Source organism: Ignavibacteriales bacterium, assembly GCA_020635255.1.
Taxonomy (GTDB): domain Bacteria; phylum Bacteroidota; class Ignavibacteria; order Tepidaquicellales; family Tepidaquicellaceae; genus JAEYVS01.
Window position 1 is genome coordinate 385,611 of record JACKAC010000002.1, and the last position, 20,641, is coordinate 406,251.

19 protein-coding genes are annotated in these 20,641 nt (G+C 41.9%); 9 read left to right on the forward strand and 10 right to left on the reverse strand.

Translation table 11 applies throughout. From position 1 onward, the window contains the following. The first annotated feature begins 3 nt into the window (after positions 1 to 3). Complete coding sequence (locus H6614_09600) at positions 4 to 1,611, forward strand: T9SS type A sorting domain-containing protein (protein MCB9243917.1); 1,608 nt, start codon at positions 4 to 6, stop codon at positions 1,609 to 1,611. 213 nt (positions 1,612 to 1,824) lie between these two features. Next, positions 1,825 to 3,414: a T9SS type A sorting domain-containing protein gene (locus H6614_09605; protein ID MCB9243918.1), complete on the forward strand. Its 1,590-nt coding sequence runs from the start codon at positions 1,825 to 1,827 to the stop codon at positions 3,412 to 3,414. Between the two features lie 224 nt (positions 3,415 to 3,638). Here H6614_09605 and H6614_09610 read toward each other — a convergent pair whose 3' ends face one another. Further along, the gene (locus H6614_09610) at positions 3,639 to 3,890 is read right to left on the reverse strand and encodes a hypothetical protein (protein MCB9243919.1); all 252 of its coding nucleotides are present in this window, start codon (positions 3,888 to 3,890) and stop codon (positions 3,639 to 3,641) included. A gap of 534 nt (positions 3,891 to 4,424) precedes the next feature. Here H6614_09610 and H6614_09615 point away from each other — a divergent pair. The 3 genes from H6614_09615 to H6614_09625 all read left to right on the forward strand — a co-directional run bounded on the left by H6614_09615 (position 4,425) and on the right by H6614_09625 (position 7,730). Further along, complete coding sequence (locus tag H6614_09615) at positions 4,425 to 5,021, forward strand: hypothetical protein (protein ID MCB9243920.1); 597 nt, start codon at positions 4,425 to 4,427, stop codon at positions 5,019 to 5,021. Beyond that, entirely contained in the window at positions 4,987 to 6,621 is a 1,635-nt protein-coding gene (locus tag H6614_09620) for a hypothetical protein (protein ID MCB9243921.1), read from the forward strand. Before H6614_09615 ends, H6614_09620 begins: the two co-directional genes overlap by 35 nt. Positions 6,622 to 6,692: 71 nt before the next feature. Then, a complete protein-coding gene (locus H6614_09625; protein ID MCB9243922.1) occupies positions 6,693 to 7,730 on the forward strand; it encodes a deoxyhypusine synthase in 1,038 nt (345 codons plus the stop codon). A 74-nt stretch (positions 7,731 to 7,804) separates the two neighbouring features. Here the strand turns inward: H6614_09625 and H6614_09630 are convergent, their stop codons facing one another. The 6 genes from H6614_09630 to hflX all read right to left on the reverse strand — a co-directional run bounded on the left by H6614_09630 (position 7,805) and on the right by hflX (position 14,041). Beyond that, positions 7,805 to 8,497 (reverse strand): class I SAM-dependent methyltransferase, encoded by a 693-nt coding sequence (locus H6614_09630; GenBank protein ID MCB9243923.1) that lies wholly within the window; start codon positions 8,495 to 8,497, stop codon positions 7,805 to 7,807. Positions 8,498 to 8,624: 127 nt separating this feature from the next. Next, positions 8,625 to 9,845: a 4-hydroxy-3-methylbut-2-enyl diphosphate reductase gene (locus H6614_09635; GenBank protein ID MCB9243924.1), complete on the reverse strand. Its 1,221-nt coding sequence runs from the start codon at positions 9,843 to 9,845 to the stop codon at positions 8,625 to 8,627. A gap of 10 nt (positions 9,846 to 9,855) precedes the next feature. Further along, the gene (locus H6614_09640; protein ID MCB9243925.1) at positions 9,856 to 10,641 is read right to left on the reverse strand and encodes an ABC transporter permease; all 786 of its coding nucleotides are present in this window, start codon (positions 10,639 to 10,641) and stop codon (positions 9,856 to 9,858) included. After that, positions 10,638 to 11,543: an ABC transporter ATP-binding protein gene (locus H6614_09645; protein ID MCB9243926.1), complete on the reverse strand. Its 906-nt coding sequence runs from the start codon at positions 11,541 to 11,543 to the stop codon at positions 10,638 to 10,640. Before H6614_09645 ends, H6614_09640 begins: the two co-directional genes overlap by 4 nt. Before the next feature lie 11 nt (positions 11,544 to 11,554). Next, positions 11,555 to 12,736, reverse strand: coding sequence for an acyl-CoA dehydrogenase family protein (locus H6614_09650; protein ID MCB9243927.1), 1,182 nt, complete (start codon positions 12,734 to 12,736; stop codon positions 11,555 to 11,557). A 9-nt stretch (positions 12,737 to 12,745) separates the two neighbouring features. Then, positions 12,746 to 14,041: a GTPase HflX gene (hflX, locus tag H6614_09655; GenBank protein MCB9243928.1), complete on the reverse strand. Its 1,296-nt coding sequence runs from the start codon at positions 14,039 to 14,041 to the stop codon at positions 12,746 to 12,748. A gap of 249 nt (positions 14,042 to 14,290) precedes the next feature. On the opposite strand from hflX, the gene H6614_09660 reads away from it, so the two are divergent. Together H6614_09660 and H6614_09665 are read left to right on the forward strand one after the other, a co-directional pair. After that, positions 14,291 to 14,659, forward strand: a complete 369-nt coding sequence (locus H6614_09660) for a DUF2089 domain-containing protein (GenBank protein ID MCB9243929.1) — start codon at positions 14,291 to 14,293, stop codon at positions 14,657 to 14,659. Between the two features lie 60 nt (positions 14,660 to 14,719). Beyond that, positions 14,720 to 15,091, forward strand: a complete 372-nt coding sequence (locus H6614_09665; GenBank protein MCB9243930.1) for a hypothetical protein — start codon at positions 14,720 to 14,722, stop codon at positions 15,089 to 15,091. A gap of 28 nt (positions 15,092 to 15,119) precedes the next feature. On the opposite strand, the gene H6614_09670 is transcribed toward H6614_09665, so the two are convergent. Next, the gene (locus tag H6614_09670; GenBank protein ID MCB9243931.1) at positions 15,120 to 15,539 is read right to left on the reverse strand and encodes a very short patch repair endonuclease; all 420 of its coding nucleotides are present in this window, start codon (positions 15,537 to 15,539) and stop codon (positions 15,120 to 15,122) included. Between the two features lie 110 nt (positions 15,540 to 15,649). On the opposite strand from H6614_09670, the gene H6614_09675 reads away from it, so the two are divergent. Further along, positions 15,650 to 16,573: a DNA cytosine methyltransferase gene (locus H6614_09675; protein MCB9243932.1), complete on the forward strand. Its 924-nt coding sequence runs from the start codon at positions 15,650 to 15,652 to the stop codon at positions 16,571 to 16,573. After that, positions 16,570 to 17,295, forward strand: a complete 726-nt coding sequence (locus tag H6614_09680; protein MCB9243933.1) for a hypothetical protein — start codon at positions 16,570 to 16,572, stop codon at positions 17,293 to 17,295. The genes H6614_09675 and H6614_09680 overlap by 4 nt, the downstream gene beginning before the upstream one ends. An 86-nt stretch (positions 17,296 to 17,381) precedes the next feature. On the opposite strand, the gene H6614_09685 is transcribed toward H6614_09680, so the two are convergent. After that, positions 17,382 to 19,097 (reverse strand): T9SS type A sorting domain-containing protein, encoded by a 1,716-nt coding sequence (locus tag H6614_09685; GenBank protein ID MCB9243934.1) that lies wholly within the window; start codon positions 19,095 to 19,097, stop codon positions 17,382 to 17,384. A gap of 111 nt (positions 19,098 to 19,208) precedes the next feature. Next, on the reverse strand, positions 19,209 to 20,624 hold the full coding sequence (locus tag H6614_09690; protein ID MCB9243935.1) for a glycosyltransferase: 1,416 nt from the start codon (positions 20,622 to 20,624) through the stop codon (positions 19,209 to 19,211). Between the last annotated feature and the right edge of the window lie 17 nt (positions 20,625 to 20,641).

Consider the following 20,641-nt stretch of genomic DNA (forward strand, 5'->3'; position numbering starts at 1 on the left):
GTTATGGTAAGGAAATTATTCACTGTATTGTTATTCATTGTTCTTGCTTCGGGGGTTTCATTTGCAGGGAGCAATCCCTACGCTTTAATCTTTGAATCGGTCACGATACCTTCTGCGCCGAATATACAATCATTTGTATTCGCGCAGTCGAATGGTAAGTGGCTCATTATAGGCGGAAGGACTAACGGGCTGCATGGATTTACGCCCCAGACGGCTTTTCCGCCGCAATATCAAAATAAATACGCTTATGTAATAGATCCCGGTTCGGGACAGGTGTGGTCGAGAGAGCTTGCGCTGGATCTGAGCTTTTCTCAAGCTGACCCGCTTCGCTCGACGAATCAGCAGTATGTGCAGGTTGGAAATAATCTTTATGTCACCGGGGGTTATGGACTCGACAGTAATAGCGGACAGCTTGTTACGTTTGGAAAACTTTCTGTTATAGATGTCGACGGTATGATCAATGCGGTTGTTAGCGGCACCACTATGTCACCCTATGTAAAACAGCTCAATGACAGCCGTGTCCGTGTGACCGGCGGCGAGATGGCTTACATGAACGGATTTGTATACCTTGTTGGCGGTCATAATTTCAACGGCGTTTACTTCAATACAGGACAGGGAAATAATAACCAGGTTTACACGAATGCTTACAAAAAATTCCACGTTAATGTAGCCGGAAGTACCGTGAGCATTGCCGATTATGTGGAAACCGTCGATACGGTCAATTTTCATAGAAGGGATTACAATCTTGTTCCTGCTATCAAACCCGATGGCTCCGAGTATCTAATAGTTTACGGCGGTGTATTCAAATATGGTATTAACCGTCCGTTCCAAACGCCGATCGAACTCGATAATTCCGGGGCTACTGTCGATTCATTCGAGGAACAGCTAAATCAGTACACGACTGCTAATATGAATCTTTTTGACAGTACAACGAACGACATGTACACAATGATCTTCGGAGGAATGGGCTTATACTATTATGATACGGCTGGAAGCTCGATAGAGATGGACACACTGGTACCGTTTACGAAAGATATTACACTTATGACCAGGAACGTTGCCGGAAATTATTCCGAAACGCGATACCCGGTACGTATGCCCGGATTTCTCGGCTCGAATGCAAAGTTCATCCCGAATCCGAACCTTCCTACGTATGATAACGGCGTGATCAAGTTCAGATCGCTAAATTCACTTACCCTGGCAGGATACATATTCGGAGGAATAAAAGCTACCGATCCAAATCCCGGAACAGGCTCTATGGGAAGTACTTCAGCCAGTGATGTGATCTTAAAAGTTTATATTAGACCGTCATGGGTTGACATACATAATATATCCGGCGAGGTCCCATCGGGTTACAAACTTTCACAGAACTATCCGAACCCGTTTAACCCGTCGACCAATATCGCATTCGATATAACGAAACCGGATTTCGTCAAGCTTGCGGTTTACAATTCACTCGGACAAAAAGTTGCCGAGCTCGTGAACAAAGAACTTTCCGCGGGAAGCTACGAAGTCACGTGGAATGCAGGCGACATCGCCGGCGGTGTTTACTTTTACCGTCTGGAAACAGGATCGTTCAGCGAAACAAAGAAAATGGTAGTAGTGAAATAAGTTTCTTTGAGTTTATAGATTAAGGGCAGCTTCGGCTGCCTTTTTTATTTTCACTCGGTAATTCATTGCATATCTTGCTGGAATTGTTGATTTTTATAATAGTATCACAAGATGAGGACCTATTTCATCGAGTATATCCTGGAGGACTTACACACAAAGTATTTCATAGTCGGAAAAAGTTTTTTTAATTAACCCTGAGGAAATATGGTCCCCATGAACTCTGCTTTTAAATTTATTCTTTTCATTTCCCTTACTTTTTTATTCGTAAAAGATGCCTTTCCCGGTACTGATCCCTTTACCATCGAACTGGAACAGGTACCTGTGATGAATGTGCCGACGCTCCAGTCATTCTGTTATGCAAAATCGAACGGGAAGTGGCTCCTGCTTGCTGGCAGGACTAACGGTCTTCACAGTTTTACCACGTCACCGTCTTTTCCGTCATGGTTCCAGAATAGAACGATGTATGTGTATGACGTTGCAACGGGTCAGGTCTGGTCCAGGAGCGTTTACCAGGATCTATCGCTCGACCTGGCGGACCGGCTCAGCTCTACAAACGCAAATTACGAGCAGGTTGGGAATAAGCTCTATATCGCGGGCGGTTACGGGCTCGACAGCACGGCTGATTCGATCACGACATTCGGATGTATGACGGTGATAGATATTCAGGAGACCATCGACGCTGTTATCAATAACCAGTCTATTGCATCTCACATAAGAACGGTAGAGGATTCACGGCTTATAAATACCGGCGGTGAGCTGCAATACAAGGATGGTTATCTTTATCTATATGCCGGGCAGAGGTTTTACGGCGACTATCTAAGCCCGTACAGTGTTCAGTATTACAATTACACTTACTCCAAATTCCAGGTCACCGATAACGGGTCGGCTATAGGAATAACCAACTTTACTTTATACACCGATACGGCAAATCTCCGGCGGCGCGATCTTAATTTTCTGGACGCGATCTACCCGGACGGTTCGCCCTACTTCGCGAATTACGGCGCGGTGTTTACCGAATCCACACTGCCGTGGCTGGACCCCGTTTACGTGAATGATACCGGGTACGCCGTGGATAATAGTTTTTCGCAACTATTCCAGCAGTACGACTGCGGTACGCTGACGATGTTCGACAGCACTAACGGAAGTCTGTACACGGTATTTTTCGGCGGACTTAGCTATTACTATTATGACACCGTTATAAGCCAGGTCGTGCAGGACTCGGCTGTTCCTTTCGTGCATGATATTACTTACATTACCAGGTTGTCGGACGGTACATCTAACCAGAACATACTTCCCGTAAGAATGCCGGACCTGCTTGGCACGGAAGCACGCGTGATAACCGACTCGACGGTTCCGAACTACAGCAACTGGGTAATAAAATTTGCATCGCTCACGGGCAGGACACTCGTCGGCTATTTCTATGGGGGTATCCTCGCCGATACCGCTAACTTTGGTAACAGCACCACAAACGGAAATATATACGCGGTGTATGTAACCCCAACATCGATAGGAATAAATAACATATCGTCGGAAATACCGGACGGGTACGAGCTTTCGCAGAACTATCCGAACCCGTTCAATCCTTCGACCAAAATACGGTTTGCTGTGCCGAGGTCGAGCTATGTAAGGCTCAATGTATATAACGCTCTCGGGCAAAAGGTCAGCGAACTGCTGAAGAAACCGCTCTCGCCGGGCACGTACGAGGTGGACTGGCAGGCGCAGAATTTCTCCGCGGGAGTCTATTTTTACACGATCGAGGCGGACGGCTTCACGCAGACTAGAAAGATGGTGCTGGTGAAGTAGAGTTCATCGAGTCACATCGGGTTTAAAGGGCAGCTTCGGCTGCCTTTTTTATTGGCAATATTTTGTAGTGGCAGCGGGTTTGTGTTTTGTTTTTCTCGTTTTTAGTTTATGAGATTCTTCGCTTTGCTCAGAATGACAAATATAAACAGGCTAGCCTGATTTTAGGCAATGCACTATAGATTTTCCGGTGAACCAAGCAAGCACGTCATGAAGCGCGGTCCGAATTAAAAATCGGACCTTTCATGCAACACGCCATTACACGCCATCATACGGGAATTCAGGCGCAACGGTCCTACGCCACCTGTGTACATACGACGTGGAGGTGCAGGTGTGATCCCATTGGTACTGCCGAGTGACATAACGGTTAAGTTTCCGTGCCTTCCCTGACCATGCGGACGAAAAAAGACAGGTCTGCTCCCGTTTATACCCGTTATCCCTTCATACAATGCTTCCATCAGTAAGGGGTCGTGATCCATAATCTTTATAACCATGGGCTTAGGGGTATCTCTCCACAAATTAGCAATGGCTGGCTATGGCGTCACAGCAGGGGATAACGCATTACCGCGGGCGTGTGAATCTTCCGCTTCTGCGCGGTTCCGGGTTCAAGTCAATGAACTAGTTATTATAATAACTGATGTAAGATAGGATGTAGTCAAGTTAGTTAAAATGGAGAAAAGGTTAGATACGTATCTATACTTTTTATTTTCTTTTAGAATGTATGTACTTTTGACCGCGCAAAAGTACCAAAACGCGCCGGCTTAATGAAAATTGTCTAAAATTCCCCGTGTTCTTCGCTCGAAGAAAAAAACTCGCTCGAAAAGACCTCGCTCAGACAGTTTTTCTTCGTTCCGGCTTCGCCGGAATCGCTTGAAGCGGGAAATTTTTAAACGCCGATTTTCATAATGCCGGTATAGATTAAATGAAGAAAGGGTTAGATACGTATCTATACTTTTTATTAAAAAATTAAAACTATTATTCATTTAATCATTATACTGAAATATATATATTTGATGAAAAAACTTATGTTAATTGGAATGTCAAATATAAGATCCAAAATAGTCAATGGAGTAATAGACTATATTGATAATATTAGAGAAAAGGGAATGCCTGAAATAAAAATCACACTGCACCATGAAGGAGACAGATCAGCAATTGAGAGAGAAAACGGAGTAATTGAAATTATTGAAATAGGAGAGTTTGCCGATACAATTACGGTTGATAAGAAGGAAATAATTAATGAAAATGTTGGATTATTCCAAGAAAAGGTTTTTGATATAGGCTATAGATTAGGTTCAGAGCAAGCAAATTTTGCTAGAAATATAATAAATAAGGCTGTTGAAAAAGTTGGCAATATTGTAGAATACAAAAATGTTCTTGGCCCAGAGCATATATTTGAAATGCTTGAAAAAGTTCAAATAGATTTTGACGAGAAGGATAATCCTATTAAACCCGGTTTTTGGGCTGACCCTAATACAGGACAAAAAATTTTAGAAATCTTAAAAACTATTGAGGATACACCCGAATTGTTAAAAAAACATGATGAAATCATTGAAAAAAAGAGAATAGAATATCATGATAGAGAGAGTCATAGAAAATTGGTTGGATAATGCCATTGAAAGATCTTACGAAATTCCATTTTGCTATACCCTTATAGATGAAGGTTATAAAGTTTTGCATATGACGAGGCACAGTTCAATGGAAATGGGTAAAGATATTATTGCGGTAAATCAAAATGGAATACCTTACGCATACCAATTAAAAAATGTTACTGGAAGAAGACTCACAATTAGTCAGTATAGGAGGGATTTGCAGAATCAATTAATACCCTTAGCTTACACCGCAATAGACCATCCGGGCTTAAATACAAGACAGCCACATATACCTGTTGTTGTAATTAATGGTGATCTTGATGAAGATGTTCAAAGAGAAATTAATAACTTCAATGTAGTTTTAGAAAGAGAAGGGAAAAATAAAGTCGAAGTTATAAATAGGGGGGCTTTACTTGATAAATTCTTAAAACTTCGCGAGAATTTATGGCCAAATAACTTAACTAACATTAAGAATTATTTGGAAATCTACATAAGTAATGGAAGCGATTTACTCAATAAAGAGAAATTTTGCAAACTTATATACTCGTCGTTACCTTTTGAACAATCAAGATTAACAATAGCAAATCTCAAAAGATCCTTATCGTCAACTGCTTTAATTTGCTCGTCGGCTATATTGAACTATTCAAATCAGAAAAACTACTTCGCTGAATTTGAAGCTTGGATAATATATTGGAGTCATGCATTATCATTATGTGAGAAATATTCAATTAATTTAAGGCATATTAGTGGGGAATTAAATTTAATTAAGATATCCATATTTAATACACTTTCCAATTTATGTAATGACTTAATTGAAAATCCCGACGGAGTGGATAGATATTCTCATAGTTTGGAAGAAGTTTTTATTTACCGAATGAGATTGACACTATTGTTAGGTTTAATGAGTATTTATGGTTTATGGAGAAGATTAGATGGAACCTCAACAGACATGGAAATTATTTTAAAAGAAACGAGTCATCATGATGAATTTGTTAAAGAATTTTGTCTAACGAATTCTAATAAATTAAGATTATGGGGTGAATACAATGTTCCTCAGTTATTTGCGTTTTATTTGTTCTATAGAAAGCTAGATGCAACACCAAGACCTGATTTTTTAGTTTTGTATAGATTGATTAGAAGCATTCTTAAATTTAACAAAATCAGATCAAAGAAAGATAATCTTCCTAATCCGTATTATGATTATTCAGTTTTACCTAAATTATTCGGATTTGAAGATGAAAAGATTAAAGAAGATTTTTCGGGCAGTTCTTATACTCTTGAAGGCATCTTTCATATTTTCGTTAGGTTAAATTGGAAACAGCATACCAAACCATTTTGGGATGATTACAGTAAAATGGTTTTGAAATATTTTAAGTATAATAAAAAATGGCATTTTTATTTATGGCGATGTAAAGAAGGAACCGAAGTTTCAAAATTAATCAAGCCAACTTACTTATGGAGCGATTTAAAAAATGAAGCTTTTGAATCAAACGGTGATGAAATCCCGGACTTAATCAAGAAGTTTCCAATACTATACCTGTGTTTATTAATTGTAATGCCACATAGAATGAACTCAAGTGGAGTTCGGTGGATTCATTCAGAGCTACTGAGGATTTAAATCCCATTTAAAAACCCCTCGAATTTATTTATATTGTGAGTCCAAAATAAATTATAAAAAGAGGACAAATTATGGCAACGAAACAGGATTATCTAAAGGAGACCATCGAACATATAGACATAAAAAAACATAATGTTGTGCCTATAGTGGACGACATGAAGAACATGGCTTTTTCGGCAAGAGACCTGGCTACGGCGGCTGAGTATTATGATATGATGCTGAGCGACGAGAGATGCTCCGTGATATTGTGCCTGGCGGGATCGCTGATCTCCGCGGGGCTGAAGAACGTCATCGTGGACATGGTGAGGAATAATATGGTGGATGCTATCGTATCGACCGGCGCGAATATAGTGGACCAGGATTTTTTCGAAGGGCTGGGATATAAGCATTACAAGGGGTCACAGTTCGCAGACGATAACGAACTGCGCGAGCTGATGATAGACAGGATATACGATACATACATCGACGAGGAAGACCTGCGCGAGTGCGATATGACCATCGCGAACATCTGCGACACTCTGGAGAGGAGACCCTACTCTTCCCGCGAGTTCATCTGGGAAATGGGTAAGTATCTTTCCGAACACGGTAAGAACAAGGATTCGATAGTGCTGGCGTGTTACGAAAACAACGTGCCGATCTTCTGCCCGGCGTTTTCGGACTGCTCGGCGGGATTCGGCTTCGTGCATCACCAGTATAATAATCCGGACTCACATGTGTCACTCGATTCGGCGAAGGACTTCCTGGAACTGACGAAGATAAAGCTGGAAGCGTTCGAGACTGGGCTATACATGATAGGCGGAGGCGTACCGAAGAACTTTGCACAGGACATAGTAGTCGCGGCGGAGATACTGGATAAGGACGTGCCGATGCATAAGTACGCGGTTCAGATCACAGTGGCTGACGACAGGGACGGCGCGCTTTCTGGATCTACGCTCAAGGAAGCGAGTTCATGGGGCAAGGTAGATATGACCTATGAGCAGATGGTATATTCTGAAGCCACGCTGGCGATGCCGTTGATATCAGGTTACGCTTACCACAAGGGTAACTGGAAGAATAGGAAGAAGAGGGAATTTCAGAAGATGTTCCTGAAGGAAGTGACGACGGCGTAGTTATTAATTTGAATATGGATTCCCGCTTTCGCGGGAAAGACAATTGAGGCGGGTTTACCCGCCTTTTTTATTCGCTATTTTATTATCACCGCAGCTTGCCGCCATAAATAGCAGTAACCAAGATATTCGTATTCGATATTTTTTTGCTTTACATATTCTCGGAAAGCTTTAAACTCGCCATTTTCCCATCCCGGATAATTAAAATATTCGTCGAAAACTATTATTGTTCCATTCTTGATCTTGTCTCCGAGAGATTCAAATACTGTCCTGGTAGAGGAATATAGATCACAATCGATATGTACGAAAGCACAATCATCATTTTGCCGGCTAAAAAAATCATTAAGAGTGTTTTCATATAAGCCGATAATCAGCTTTACATTGTTTCTCACTCTGGGAGGTCCATCGATCTTAAATGTTCCTTTCGGCATATCAAATTTCCAGTTTTCCGGGAGACCTTCGAATGAGTCAAAGCCGTAAACTGTTCTGCCATTAATCCTATCCGCGATAAAATTTATAGTCTCACCCTTATATACCCCAAATTCACAATAAAGTCCATCGTTTAGTGTGCTGGAAAGAGCATATTCTAATAGATCTTTTCCATTCTTAAATGGTTTTGCAAGAGGAAGCTTTTCTTCAATGTATGCAGCCGTTTTTTCGCAAGCAATCCGCTGTCTTGTCCTCAAAAGATTTAAGGCATCGGAATCCATTCCCGGGTTTGACAGAAAGGATAATAGCTTTTTTAGGTGAATTTTAGTAGAAGATCCCATTTCTGTTTTTTTGGATGTGGTAAATTGTATCAAAAAATATGTATAGAAATCCAATCAATTTCTATATCAATTCCCGGTATTCTTTGATACAGAGAAATTGAAAAAATGGGAAATAGAGTTAAGATCCTTATTTAAATTCTTTGAGTAATTCTTCTGCGGGACGGACATTATCGTAGAAGGAGAGGATCTTCATCATGACCTCCTCGACCAGTGCGTCCGGGCATGATGCCCCGCTGGTGAGTATAATCTTAACGGGTGTTTTGTCCGGGAGAAAGTTCTCCGTAGTGAGCTCTTCGTGCGTGTGGAAATTAAAATGGCTGATAAGATTATCGCTAAGTATCTTATCGGCGGAAGAGATATAGTAAGTCGGAAGCTTCTCTTCGCAAAGCTCGACTATGTGAGACGTATTGGAACTGTTATAACCGCCTACCACTATCGCAAGGTCCGCATTCTGTTCGAGCAAGCCGTATGTGGCGCGCTGGTTATCGTGCGTTGCGTAGCAAAGCGTGTCGCGTGTATCGGCGAAATGATCCTTAATATTTTCTTCACCGTATTTTTGAACCATAATGTCGCGGAGGTAATTTGCTATCTCCTGTGTTTCGGTGGCAAGCATGGTGGTCTGGTTAACGACGCCTATATGGTCGAGCGATGATACCGGGTCGAAATTAGCGGAACAGCGGTCTTTAAAAATGGCATTAAATTCATCGAGCGATATCTTGCCAAGCATGTAATCGCCGAGTACCTTTGTTTCATTAATGTCGCGGACGATTATTGTCGGGGCGTTCTCCTTGCTGTGCGAGAAAGTTGCGCGCGTTTCTTCGTGCTTGTATTTGCCGTGAACGACAATTGTGTAGCCGGATTCACCGAGCCCGGAAGCGCGGTTCCATACCTTTTCCACAAATGGGCACGTGGTGTCGTATTTAACGGTATCCACGCCGATGTCCGAAAGGATCTTCTCGGTTTCCAGTGTCGTGCCGAAAGCAGGAATAATGACAACGTCGGCGGGTTTAAGTTCGTCCCAGGGGATTATCTGCTCGCCGGTGGTTTTCATTATGAACTTCACGCCGCGTTTATTAAGATCGGCGTTTACGTGCTGGTTATGTATCATTTCGCTGAGGAGAAATATCCGTTTGCCGGGATTTTCCTCGACGGCTTTGTAGGAAATTTCGATGGCATTTTCGACACCATAGCAAAATCCGAAGTGCCGGGCGATGTAAAATTTTACCGGACCGAAGTCGAGTTCCGTCGGGGAGTAATCTTTTTTACGCGGATCGGTGACCTTTCGCGAATTTTTTATCTGCGTAATCAGCGGGCTTCTGTAGAAAATCGGTATGTCGAATGATTTCATTTAATCGTTTCTATTTAATTAACTTTTCCGGGACAAAGCTATTTGCCGCGGCGGTCAATAAAAGATAATTTACTATAAATATAACCAAACCGAGAATTATAAGCACGAGAGTCCCAAGCGTGAATAATCCCGTCGCCTGTCCTATCGTGAGCGCTATCACGGGAAGGATTATGAGCGCAATTTTTTGCTGTGCCTCCTGAAAATTTTTCGACTTTGCTGACGAAATTATCATTATTAGAATTGCGAATATTGATATCGCGGGGCTTACCCAAAGTATCAGCACTGCCCATTTGAGATTCGGGAAGAACCATTCCGCGAAGTAAAAACCCTGTCCTATCATTGTAACTATTGAAAACAAAATGAACGAGAATAAAGTTACCGCGTATGCAGGAATGAACGAGCCGTATATCTTTGCAAGGAAGAGGTCGCGCACTTTTATCGGAGAATAAAGCAGTGTCTCGATAGTTTTATTCTCTCGCTCACCGACGAAACTGCTTCCCGCCAGTACACTTGCCGAGAGAATAGGAATGAGCAGGAAGAACGTCGGCATCATGTAATTAAAAACGAACAGGAGCAGGAGCTGGGAGTCATTATATTGCCCCGTATCTATGCCGAGCTTCGACGCAAGACCTCCGAGGTCGTTTGTGCTGTCGGGGAATTGCGCTATAATAAAGAAGACTGTAGGAAATATCACAGCAAATATAACAGGAAGAATGAGCATCGGCAGCCATATCATCTTATTGCCGAGGACTACCTTAAGGTCTTTGCGGAGGATTATTTTATACAGTCCCTTCAATTGTTGTCCCCCTTCTGGTAAGCGAAATATAGGTCTTCCAGGTCCCAGCCGGTCTGTTTTGCTTCATATATCTTTCCGCCGTTTTGCAGAATGGAGGAGATGATGTCGTTTGCTTCCGTGTCGGTTTTTATTTTTATGCGTGAAGATCTGCCGTCGGAAAATTCAGAGCGGTATATCGGAGGAATGTTTTCGCCTCGTATATCGAGTATCACCGACTGGTCTTTTTTGCTGAGCAGTTCATCGAACGTGCCGAAACCGAGTATCTTTCCTTTATCGATAAATCCATATGATGTGCATATCTCTTCGGCATATTTTAGCTGGTGCGTGCATAGGAAGACGGTTACCTTTTCCTCGGATGCAATTTCTTTTATGTGCAGGTTAACCTTCTTCGCGGCTTCGGGATCAAGCCCGGATGTAGGTTCATCCAGGAACAGGATCTTCGGATTATGGATGGAAGCTCTCGCGAGTGAGAGGCGTTTCTTCATCCCGGTGCTGTACTCTTTCAGTTTCCGGTCTTTGGAGTCGAAGATCTCGAAAAGTTTCATAGCGTGGTTTGCCCGGTCGAGCGCTTCGTTCTTTGACATGCCGTACAGCTGTCCGAAGAAGACGAGATTTTCCGTGCCTGTGAGGTCTTCGTAGCAGTGCGCGGTATCGGTCATAACTCCGCATTCGCGGTGTATGTCGGGTTTTTCCGGGTCTACCTCTTCGCCGAGTATGAACATCTTTCCCTTATCGGGAGAGAGGACACCGTTCAGCAGGCGGACTGTAGTTGTCTTACCGGCGCCGTTAGGTCCGAGAAAACCGACGACCTCGCCCTGCGGTACCTCGAAATTAATGTCATCGAGGACGAGGGTTTTGCCATCGAAAGATTTGGAAACGTTTTGTGATTGGATCGCAATCAAGCTAAAGCTATTTATGAGTCGAATGCCGCTAAACCGGTGACGTCTTCACCGAGTATAAGCGTATGCATCTCGTGAGTACCTTCGTATGTTTTTACCGACTCTATATTATTGAGGTGACGCATGATCGGGTATTCGTCGAGTATCCCGTTCGCGCCGAGCATCTCACGAGCCATGCTGGCGATATTCTTTGCTATCTCGCAATTATTCCTCTTAGCCATGGATACATGCTGGGGACGCATCTTGCCATCGTCTTTCAGCTTGGCTAAGTGCCAAACAAGGAGCTGTCCTTTTGTTATTTCCGTCAGCATGTAAGCGAGTTTTTCCTGTGTGATCTGGTAACCTGCGAGCGGTTTTGAAAATTGTTTACGTGAGAGCGTATATTTTAATGCAGTGTGATAGCATTCCATTGCCATGCCGAGCGTACCCCACGCTATACCAAAGCGTGCCTGCGTAAGGCATGAGAGCGGAGATTTAAGTCCGCTGCTTTCGGGAAGAATGTTCTCTTCAGGGATGAGGCAGTCTTCAAAAACGAGTTCGGACGTTATCGATGCGCGGAGAGAAAGTTTTCCTTTCATTTCGGGAGCGGTGAAGCCCTTAGTTCCTTTATCTACGAGGAAGCCGCGGACTTTTCCATCGAGCTTAGCCCATACCACGGCAACGTCAGCAATGGTACCGTTAGTGATCCACATCTTCGCGCCGTTTAGCAGGTATCCGCCGTCAACTTTTTCCGCTTTGGTGATCATACCGCCGGGGTTGCTACCGTAATCCGGTTCGGTAAGACCGAAGCATCCGATCATTTCAGCGCGCGCGAGTTTAGGAAGATATTTCTTTCTCTGTTCTTCGCTTCCGAAAGAATAGATAGGATACATAACGAGCGATGACTGCACCGATGCAAAGCTTCGCACACCGCTGTCGCCGCGCTCGAGCTCCTGCATTATTAATCCGTAAGCGACGTTATTAACGCCCATGCCGCCGTACTCTTCCGGGAGAGTAGGTCCGAAAACACCGAGCTCAGCCATCTTTGGAATGAGCTGGGCAGGGAACTGCATCTCCTGGTTATATTCTTCAATTATAGGAAGCACCTCTTCATTGACGAAGTCACGAATGGTGTCCCTTATTGCTTTTTCTTCGTCTGTTAAGTGATCGTCGAGCAGATAATAATCCACTCCGTTGTAAACTGAAACGTCCTGCATTCTTTATATTTAATTTTGTTTAGCTAATCTTTTAAAATTTTCCTTGTTGGTACGGAGCTTTATCTCGATGCTGTCGGGATGATACTTCACGTCGTGCACTTCAGCCGATTCATAGATCTCGCTCAGACGTTTGTAGTCGCCCGGTTCTATGTTTATTGTACGGAGCTTGTTATCGGAAGTGAGGATCGACTTTATCATTTCGATAACCGCCATCACGTTGATGCCTTTCTCCGCTGAGATAAATACCGAGCGGGGATAGTTCTCTTTTATGTGAGCGAAAAGTTCGGGATCGTGGAAACTATCCACTTTATTGTAAACTCTTATGACAGGCTTTTTATCGGCGCCGATCTGTTTTAATGTATCTTCTACGGTCTCTATCTGCTCTTCGTAATGCGGATTGGAAACGTCAATAACGTGGAGCAGTATGTCGGACTCCACCACTTCGGACAGCGTAGATTTAAAAGATTCTATCAGCCCGTGCGGGAGATTTTTGATGAACCCTACCGTGTCGGAGATGAGTACCTTCTTTGGGAATTTCGTTTCACCATGTGTTTTTACATCGCTGAGCCGGAGCGTCTTGGTCGAGGTGTCGAGCGTCGCGAATAGTTTATTCTCGACGTAGACTTCGGAATTCGTCAGCGTATTCAGTAAAGTGGATTTACCCACGTTAGTATAACCGACGAGCGAGATGCGGAAATAATTTTTCCTCTCGGCGGATTGTGTTTTAGCCTGCGTATCTATCTTGCGTAGCTTTTCTTTTAATGAAGCTATGCGCGTGCGGATCATTCGACGGTCAGTCTCTATCTGAGTTTCACCGGGACCTTTCGTACCAATACCACCGTATTGTTTTGACAGGTGAGTCCATTGCCGTGTCAGTCTCGGAAGTAAATATTCCAGCTGCGCGAGTTCGACCTGGAGCTTCGCCTGCGAGGTGCGGGCATTTTGCGCGAAGATGTCGAGGATAAGATTAGACTTATCGATGATCTTGCACTTTATTTTCTGCTCGAGGTTACGGAGCTGTGAATAGCCGAGTTCGTTTTCAAAAATGACGAGCTTGACCTCGTGAGAATCGACGTAGTCCGCGATCTCCTGCACCTTACCTTTACCGATTAGGAACGCAGAATCGAATCCTTCTCTTTGCTGGTAAAATGTTTTTATCACGTCAGCGCCGGCGGTCTCCGCGAGAAATTTCAGTTCATCGAGGGAATCCTCCGGATGATAGTGTTTTGGGTCACCTTTTACCGAAAAGCAGACCAGTACGGTCCTCTCTCTTTCTTGTGCCGTATTTATAAGTTCTTTCTGCAAATACTATATAATTCCTTAATTTTTTAAAATATTGAAAAACGTTTTGATATTAAAGACAATTAGGTTTACGTCATAGTAAGGCAGGGGTTTGGCTCAAGGTAAGTTTCCCCACAAAAAATTTATTCCAGGATGAAACTTATTAATTGTATTGACCGTATCACTTAAATAAATTAAGTTATATATTAAGAAAATTAATATTGAAATTAAAAATACTAAAGAATATTAAGTAAATCATTAAAAACACAATAAATGTCATATAAACTATTAAATAAATGCCCTGTTTGCAGTTCACAGCTAAAGGTAGTGAAATTGTCGTGTGATACGTGCGGGACTGTGGTGGAGAGCGATTTTTCATTCTCAAAATTCGAGTCGCTGAATGATGAGCAGTTAAAGTTCGCAGAGATATTTTTGAAGAACAGGGGAAGTATAAAGGACGTGGAGAAGGAGATGGGGATCTCATATCCTACGGTCAGGTCAAAACTGGACGACGTGGTAAGAGCTCTGGGTTACACTGTGGAGAGTGAGCCGGTAAGCAAGGACGTGGATGATATATTAGACAAGCTCGAGAAGGGCGAGATAGATGCCGATGAGGCTCTAAACAAGATCAAAAAGAAATAACGTCATGACAATAATAATTTACAAAAATCTAAAAAACTTAGTTCAAGGAGATAACTAACAATGGATGAAAGCATCAAGCGTATTTTGAAAATGGTGGAGGAAGGCAAGCTGTCCTCCGAAAAAGCCGCCGAGATGATAGACGTTTTAAAGAGCGGTGAGTCAACGGAAGAAACAACTCCGAAGGCGGGTAAGAAGCTGGTGATCAGGGTAAAGAAAAAAGACGGTGAAGACGTCAACATAAACTTCCCGTTGAAATTCATCAAGGCAAGCGTGAAGGCATTTGGCAAGCTGCCGGTGGATATTAAAGGGCATGTAAACGATCATAAGGTAGATATGGAAGCTTTTGCCGCGGCGATAGAGAGTGAGGCAGAGGGGACAATAATGGACCTTCAGACGGGCAAGGGCGAGGATGTGAGGATAACAATCGAATAAAAAAAAAGCCCTCCGGAAGGAGGGCTTTTTAATGTTTCAAATTTATTTTTTTCTGTAACTTATTCATTAGAATATCTATTTTCTTTAATTCATGCTCCCATATCCTAATGACATTCCATCCAATTTTACGGTAGTATCTGTTTACTTCCTTATCCCTTTGAATATTTCTTTCGATTTTTTTTGTCCAATATTGCTTATTTGAATTTGGCATTCTACAATGTTTTTTGCACCCATGCCAAAAACATGAATCGATGAAAATTACTACTTTTCTCCCTTTCATAGAAATATCAGGTTTTCCATACAACCCTTTATCATTTTTTCTATATCTATATCCTAAACCAAATAATCGCTTTCTAATTTCTTTCTCTATTTTAGAATCTTGGGACTTTACGGCTTTCATGGTAGCACTTCTTTTAGGAGAGACTTTTTGGGATTTTTCTTTCTTCATTCTTCAAAATATAATGAAAACCGTAAAAAATTAAGTGAAATCAATTGAAGAATTAAATAATATCCCTTATATTATTAAGGTATAAAAAAAATTATAAATAAATTTAAGAAATGAAGACCTTTGTCGATTTATTTTGTGGTATCGGCGGCTTTAGAGTTGCATTAGAGAGTAAGGGTCTTAAATGTGTTTTTTCATCAGACATAGATGAAAAGGCTCAAGATGCGTATGAACAAAATTTTTCAGAGAAACCCGAGGGGGATATAACCTCAATACATGAAAGAGAAATTCCGACTCATGATATTCTATGCGCTGGCTTTCCTTGTCAATCATTTAGCATTTCAGGCGATAGAAAAGGTTTAGATGATAATAGGGGTAGATTGTTTTACGAGATAGTTAGAATTGCACAATACCACAATCCACAAATTCTAATACTTGAAAATGTAAAAAATATTTTAACAGTAGATAACGGTAATGTAATTAAAATAATTAGGAAAAAACTTGATCAAATTGGATATAAATTACATGTAAACATTTTAAATTCTTCTCATTTTGGTGTTCCACAGAGGAGAGAGAGAGTATATTTTGTTGGGCTGAGAAGAGATATTTTAGCAACTTACAATGCTCCAAAGGAATTAAACGAAAAAATATATTTAGAAAATTTATTAGAACCGGATGTTGACGAAAAAATGTATATTAAAAGAAAGGACATTCATATTAATAAGAAAGATCATGATTATAGTTTAAAACCTATACGAATCGGCATAGTAAACAAAGGTGGTCAGGGCGAAAGAATATATAGTGCTAAAGGGCATTCAGTAACTTTATCAGCTTATGGTGGAGGAGTTGGTGCTAGAACTGGTTTATATTATGTAAGAGACAGGGTTAGAAAACTAACTCAAAATGAATGTAAAAAGTTAATGGGTTTTTCAGAAAGCCATTATGTTACCGAAGGGACTCAAGGTTATCAACAATTAGGAAACGCAGTTATCCCTACAATGATTCAAAAAGTTTATGAATCAATATCCTTTTCATGAACCGTAATGCCTTTATAGGCAGAAATGCTGAGCAATTATTTAAAAATAGTATTGGCGATCAATCCTCTATTCTTGGTAAAATCATTTCACATTTCAAAATTAAAGGTGTTTTTGAAGGAGCGTTAAGTACTGGTATCCACGGAGAGAAGTCAGACATCAAAATGGGATTTTCGGATGGTAGAAATGTTGATGCAAACATAAAAGCATTTAAGGCTTCTGGACCTGCCTTTAATCAAATCACTAGAACCACAATTTCAAAATTTTGTGAAATATTTAATTTACTAGAATTAAAAAGCACATTAACAGATTTATTTTTAGAAAAGTCCAGAAATTCAAGAACCAAAACCTTTCCAGATAATATTCAGTCCCATCTTATTTCCATATTTCAACCGATCTCAAGACAAATTTTATCTTGGTCATTTTCCTATAAGAAAAGTAGAGAAATTTTAGTTTTATTTGAGCAAGAGACAGGATCCTTTTTAATTTATCCTATGAAGGAAGTTCTTCAGAAGATAAATAAAGAAATTAGTTTTACAACTAGAGGAAATATTCAGATTGGCAATTGTGTAATTATTCAACGAAAAGGGGGAAATGGAGTACATTCATTACATATTCCTAAAGACGATATTAAACACCCAGGAAATAACATACAGATTAAATTAAAGATGAAAATATTTATTTCTGAAATGGAAAGAATTTTGTTAGCCAAATATAGATTATAAGCCACTCAAAGCTAGAGTGGCTTATAATCTATTTAACTATTTTACTAACAGCCCCGCTATAGCGGGATTTCTTGTCAATCGCTACGCTATTTAACAAGCAACATCTTTTTTGTTTCCGAGAAACCATTCGTTTCAAGCTTATAAAAATATACACCCGAAGGATAACCCGCGCCATTCCAGCTAAGCTGGTGAGAGCCGGCTGATACTCCTCTCTGTGTCAGGGAGTATACCTTCTGTCCGAGAGAATTATATACAGTGAAAAGGATATCGGACGTTTGCGGTAAAGCAAACCCGATCACAGTTTCGGGATTGAACGGGTTCGGATAATTTTGTGAAAGACTGAACTCGTCCGGATTTGAGTTATTACCTATAACTCCGGTTGGAACGCCGAAAGTCCCGTTTTGATTGATATTCTGGGCATAGATACCTCCCCCATCGAGCCTGTTGTCATACCAGGAGACTATGGACATGCCATTGCCGGTAACCACACCGACGAGACTGCCTTTACCGCTGGATGAGCTTGCGGGCGTTATAATTCCACCCCAATGCATTGCTCCGCTGGGACCGGTTTTAAACGCGGTTATATTGTTAGTACTGCTTCCAAGATTCATATTATAGTAAACAAAGATATTTGTATCGAGTGACGTGCTAAGTCCTGTTACTACTTCAGTGCCTCCAATTGGAAGAAATACTTTTCCGTTATCGGTCCACTGGCGAACGCCGGATGCGTTGAATTTCTGCCCATAAATACCCTGCATACTCTGAAGAGAGTTTGTTTCTTTCCAGAATAGGAAAGTTTCATTTGTTGAGCTTGAATATGCAACATTCGGCGAGAACTTGTTCATAGCGCCCTCGGTAGAACCTTCGGATCCGTTTACAGGAAACTGCGGAACGCCGGCTGAATTAAAATGCTGTACGAAAGAACTTTGCAGATTGGTACTATTGCGATCGTCCTGCCAGCAATAGAGCGCGCCGTTATTTCCGTCAGAGTAAATATTCGGAACGTAGAAACCGTTCACATTTCCGAGGTGATATACTGTGTCCTGTGTACCATTCCATACTGGAGAACCCGATGAGTTAAATTTCTGAGTGAACAGCCTGTAATTGCCGGGGCTGATAAAAGAGCCTGTATATTTAGACCACATCATTATCACACTTCCTGCGTCGGAGGGAACGAGCGCGGGATAAGTGAAAGTTTCACCAGCTCCGCCGGCGAGTTTAATAGGACCGGAGCCCCATTGCTTTACACCGCCTCGGTTCAGCATTTGCATGGCGATCTTTTGCGGATTAGTAGCCCATATCCACGCGATGACATAATTTCCATCAGAGGTCTGCACGACTTTTGGGTTTGGCTGGAAAGTTCCGGCTGAGTCAGTAAGAGTAACCCCGTTTGCGCCCCAAAGGAAAGTGCCGGAGGGGCTGATCTTGTATGCGAACGGATTTACCTCTCCACTACGAATATCCGTAAAGACGATAATAGCGTTATTGCTGTCATCGGCTATCATATCATAATTAACCAGGGAGCTATTTTGAGAATTTGAACTAATAAGCAAGCCGTCGGCAGCAAACTGCGGAACGCCGGCTGAATTGAGTTTTTGGAGATAGACGTCATAGTTGCTTGCGCGGTGGTCGAACCACACGATGTAACATCCGCCATCTGAAGTTTTTGCGATCTTTGGCAATGTCTGCTGACCGGAAGGGTCAGAGACTTTCGTATTCACATTGGGATCGGAAGACCACTGTGAGTACAGCGGTGAAAAGCCAAAAAGCATAAGCACCGCAAGAGTGAGTAGTTTTTTCATGGTTGAGTTAAAAAATATAAATTATAGAAATACCAATAATAATATAACTATAGTGAAACACTAAAAAACCCTAAAATAGTTCGTAAACATAGGGGTGGAGAGGAAATTTGGCTATCTGAATTTGATCTTGCGCATGGCGAAGAAGCACATTTTGAGGAGGAGCCAGCCGTCGCGGAAGCGGCTAATATTGGTGTCGCCGTATTGGCGCTCACCGTAGCGGATAGGTATTTCCACCATCTTGAGGTTGAGCTTTGCCGAGCCGAAAAGCAGGTCAAAATCTCCGAACGGGTCGAAGTCGCCGAAGTATTTTCGGTTTTCAATAAGTTTTTGGTAATCGGAGCGGAACATTACTTTAGTACCGCAGAGTGTATCAGTTATGCGCTGGTCGAGGAGGAAGCTGAACATTTTGCTGAAGAAGATGTTACCAAGCTTATTGAGCGGGCGCATAGCTTTGTCTTTCATTTGATAAACCAGCCGTGTGCCGTTTATGAACTCGCCCTTTTCTTTGCGGAGGGCATCGTAGAATTTCGTGAGGTCTTCCGGAGCGACAGTCATATCAGCGTCGAGTATCATAAGTATATCTCCGTTAGCATTTTCAAAACCCTTCCTTACTGCGTTGCCTTTTCCTTTGCCGTCCTGTTTGAGAAGTTTTATGTCTTTATCGGGATTTGCTTTTATGATTTCCTCAATCCTGCCGTAAGTATTGTCAGTCGAATTTCCCTCCACAAAAATTATTTCCGTATGTGAGCCGAGAGGGGGAATGCGTTCGACTATCTCGGCAATGTGTCCTTCTTCGTTTCTGCAAGGTACCTGCACGGTGACAGAATATTCTTTCGCAGTATCTTCATCTGGTTTATAATTTGCTATAACGTACCCGATGAGACAAAGGCGTTTAATGAGAGGGAGCCTTGCCAGAAAGCTATTGAAGAAAGAAGAAATGAGCGGGATATTTTTTGGGAATAGCAAAAGGGATCCGCGTTTGTACACTTCATAATCAGTAAGGTATAGCAGGTTTTGGATCTCGTCAATATAAAGCCAATTTTGCTCACCCTCTTTCATTTTTAAATGAAGCCACGAGCCAAGCTTCAGTATAGGGTTCCAGAAGTAGTTATAATATGTAACGATGGTCTTTGTGCGGTCGTGTGACAGGCTGTTGAGCCTTTTGAATACAGATTGTATATCGTCGAGTGAGCCGATGAGATCGGAGCAAATAATGTAATCGAATTTCGTTCCTTTGCCGATGAGTTCGTTCATCGCGGAATCTTCTTCGGCGTCTATACAATGGAATTCCAACCCGGGATATTTTTTCTTAGCTTCTTCAATGAGATAAGGATTAATGTCTATTCCGACACCTGGTGAAGGATTTACGGCATTAAGCGTATCGCCCGCAGCACAGCCAATCTCCAAAACGGATGAGCCTTCAGGGATGGTGAACTTAAGAAGCTTTTCAATGGAGTTATAGTAGTAACGATTGCGTTTGCGCCAGTAGAGGCGGTCATCGGCAAACTGTTTTCCCTTTACGTCTATATTTTTATTTTGGTCGT